This is a genomic window from Mucilaginibacter sp. P4_G9, assembly GCF_056400985.1.
Genome location: NZ_JBFUKF010000468.1, coordinates 1 through 3,674 on the forward strand (window position 1 = coordinate 1; position 3,674 = coordinate 3,674).

The window sequence follows — 3,674 nt, forward strand, 5'->3', positions numbered from 1 at the left end:
ATCATATCTATAGCAGGTAATGTAATTAACATTGTTTTGGGGATTATATTTGTAAAGGGCCTGTTTGGTGTGCATCCTATGGGAATTAAAGGCGTTGGATATAGCACCCTGATAGATCGGTGTTTAATGGCTATCGTAATGGCATTTTATGTTTTCAGATCGGCAAACTTCAAATCGTATTTGAAGAGTTTTGCCATTAAAAACATTGATCGGTTACGTACCATTAATATTTTAAAGATAGGTGCACCCGTGGCAATGCAGTATACTTTTGAGATCAGCGCCTTTGGCGGCGCCGCATTATTAGTTGGTACTATAGGGATTGTTGACCAGGCGGCACACCAGATTACAATTACAATGGCATCCATGACCTACATGATGGCAAGTGGTATCGGTGCAGCCGCAGCTATAAAATCAGGAAATTACTTTGGAGTTGGCGACCATAAAAACTTACGCCTTGGAGCTATTTCTAATTATCACATTGTACTGATATTTATGAGTATAACAGCAGTAATATTTGCTTTAGGCCGGCATTTATTACCATGGATATTTACTTCTGATGAACATGTTATAAACATTGCAGCTCAATTACTTATCATAGCAGCATTCTTCCAGTTATTCGACGGAACACAGGTTGTTGGCCTTGGTATATTACGAGGCATGGGTGATGTTAACATGCCCACTATCATAACCTTTTTAGCTTATTGGGTAATTGGTTTACCAATTGGCTACGTGCTTGGCATCAAATTGCATATGGGTGTTTATGGTGTATGGTACGGATTGGTACTTGGGCTGGCCACAGCTTCTATCCTATTGTTCTTCAGGTTTAATATGATCAGTAAACATCACCGGGATAAGGCAATACCAGTATTGCCAAAAGATTAAAAATAAAGATCAGTCGCCACTTTGAAGGTATTGCAGTGTGCCTCAACTATATCTTTGATCCGGGGCGAGTAACCTCCGCCCAAACTTACCTGAACGGGAATGTTGTTGCCGATACACTGTTCAAAAACAAACTGGTCGCGGGCCTTACAAGCTTCTTTACTTAAAGCAAGCTTCCCAAGTTTGTCAGTACTTAATACATCAACTCCGGCCAGGTAAAATACAAAATCGGGCTTTATCTGTTGAATCAGTTTAGGTAAAGTGTGATATAAGATGCTTAAAAACTCTTCATCTCCGGTGCCATCTGGTAAAGGAATATCCAGGTCGGATTTTTCCTTACGGATGGGGAAATTATTAGCTCCATGCATCGAAAATGTGAATACCCCTGGCTCATTTTCAAAGATCTGCGCGGTACCATTTCCCTGGTGAACATCTAAATCAATTATTAAGATAGATGATGCTAAATTACTATATAATAAATAGTTAGCAGCAATAGCCTGGTCATTAAGCATACAAAAGCCTTCACCCCAGTTTGTGCCTGCATGGTGTGTACCGCCCGCAACATTAAACGCGATACGATTCTTAAAAGCGAAGGCACAGCCATCGATTGTTCCCTTGGCTATCCTCATTTCACGCTCAATCAGTCGGGGGGATAAAGGGAACCCAATCCGCCTTTGCTCTTTTGGTGACAATGTTAAATTTTGAAGTTGATGCCAGTAATCCTTGTCATGAGTTTTTAGAATTATCTCTTCTGAAGGTAACCCGGGAGAAAATAAATTATCTTTTGATATTACCCCCTCACGTATTAGCTGCGCCGGAATCAACTCATATTTGAGCATCGGAAACCGGTGGCCTTCCGGCAATGGGTGGGCGTATATCGGGTCGAAAGCTATTTTGAGCATGCTGTTAACCTAACATCTCTTCAACGTGTTTTTGGATATTATCACAAATGTTATCCAGCGGTAAATCATTAGCATCGTACCCAAATGGATCTTCAATCTCCTCCGCCAGCAATTCGATGCTTGCAAAAACAAACAACACAAAACCAATGATGGGCACCGTAAAATACTTGAGGTCAAAGGCCCAGGTAAATGGCAAGGTCATGATATAAGTAAAAATGAACTTCTTGATAAAAACGCTGTATGAGTAAGGGATTGGCGTTTTTCTGATGCGCTCACAAGCCCCGCAAATATCTGTAAATGAAGTTATTTCCGCAGTTATACTAAACAATTGCTCCGGGTTTATTTGCCCGCTTTTATTCAGCTTGTATATGTTTGAAATAATAGCCGATGCTACCTGGTTAGGCACGTGTTTTTCTGGGTCGATAGTCACAAACTGTTGCCGCTCTGATTCATAAACATCCCGAAGATGATCTCTTAAAGAACGGGCGTAAAGCGGGATAGCATAATTAAAAAAAGGCCACTCCTTTTCATTAACCAGGTGTTTTAACTTGATGGCCAGGTTACGGCTGTTATTGGTAAGGCTTCCCCAAACCTTGCGGCCTTCCCACCAGCGATCATAAGCAGAGTTAATACTAAAAGCCAGCAATAATGAAAAAACAAACCCGATAGTTTGATGAATATAGTTTACCTTTTTTAGCAAGCTGGTATCAGGTAGTTTCCAGAAATCTATTAACAGGTAAGTGACTACGCCTGCGTAAGCAGCAACTGCTATTATCAGCGGAAAAAGTTCGCGTAATGTGTCCGCTTTGTTAAGCCTGAAAACGAAAGAAAACCACTCTTTGGGATTGTAATAAACCATATAAAAAATTATTTAAAAGCTTCTAATGAATCAGCCAGATACTTAGCGGTGTAATAAACATCTTCAAAGGTATTATAAAGAGGCACCGGACTCAGGCGGATCACGTCAGGTTCGCGCCAGTCGCCAATAACACCGTTATCGGCCAGGTATTTAAAAATTGCTTTTGCGTTATGCTTACAAACCACCGATAGCTGGCTGCCACGGATAGCCGGATCGGCAGGCGTAATAATCCTGAAAATGTCTTCTGCGCGCTCATTATTTATCTCGTTAATTAAAAACTCCAAATAACCCGTCAGGGCAAGACTTTTTTGCCGGATGATATCCATATCGTCTGCATCATCAAAAATAGCCATAGAGGCTTTAAATAAAGCAAGAAGCAATATCGGGCTTGTGCTTACCTGCCAGCCATCGGCCCCTATTTCCGGATCGAAGCCGGGAGCCATTAAAAAGCGCTTATCGGCACGGTATCCCCACCAGCCAGCAAAGCGGTTAATTTTCTTATTGGTAAAATGTTTTTGGTGCACAAAAATGCCACTGATCCCTCCCGGACCTGAGTTCATGTATTTGTATGAGCACCAACAGGCAAAGTCGGCACCCCATTCATGCAATTTCAATGGGACGTTACCCGCGGCATGCGCAAGATCGAAACCTGCATAAGCGCCTGCTCTGTGAGTAGCATCGGTAATAGCCTTCAGATCAAAAAATTGCCCGGTGTAATAATTTATCCCGCTAAAAAGCACTAAAGCCAGCTCATCGGCATGCTCATTTATAGCTTGAAGTATATCTTCTGTTCGTAATGTAACTTCTCCGTCGCGCGGAGAAACCTCAATCACTGCATCTTTGGGATCAAAGCCATGAAACTTAACCTGGCTTTCCACAGCGTATTGATCCGATGGAAAAGCACCGCTTTCCATGATTATTTTAAATCGTTTGCTATTTGGTTTATAGAAGCTTACCATCAGCAAATGAAGGTTTACTGTAAGTGAATTCATTACTGTAACTTCATTTTCCTGCGCGCCAACTATCTTTGATAT

General features: G+C 41.6%; 4 protein-coding genes. 1 reads left to right on the forward strand and 3 read right to left on the reverse strand.

The window, feature by feature from the left end:
- The coding region (locus tag AC1DPZ_RS23860) for an MATE family efflux transporter (RefSeq protein ID WP_477408170.1) at positions 1-882 on the forward strand (882 nt) is incomplete at its 5' end.
- On the opposite strand, the gene AC1DPZ_RS23865 is transcribed toward AC1DPZ_RS23860, so the two are convergent.
- From AC1DPZ_RS23865 to kynU, 3 genes are all read right to left on the reverse strand, one after another.
- On the reverse strand, positions 879-1,781 hold the full coding sequence (locus AC1DPZ_RS23865; protein WP_477408172.1) for a histone deacetylase family protein: 903 nt from the start codon (positions 1,779-1,781) through the stop codon (positions 879-881). The genes AC1DPZ_RS23860 and AC1DPZ_RS23865 overlap by 4 nt on opposite strands.
- Positions 1,782-1,785: 4 nt before the next feature.
- Complete coding sequence (locus tag AC1DPZ_RS23870) at positions 1,786-2,640, reverse strand: bestrophin family protein (protein WP_477408174.1); 855 nt, start codon at positions 2,638-2,640, stop codon at positions 1,786-1,788.
- Between the two features lie 8 nt (positions 2,641-2,648).
- Positions 2,649-3,674 (reverse strand): kynureninase (gene kynU / locus AC1DPZ_RS23875; RefSeq protein WP_477408176.1); only part of this gene is annotated, 1,026 nt, incomplete at its 5' end.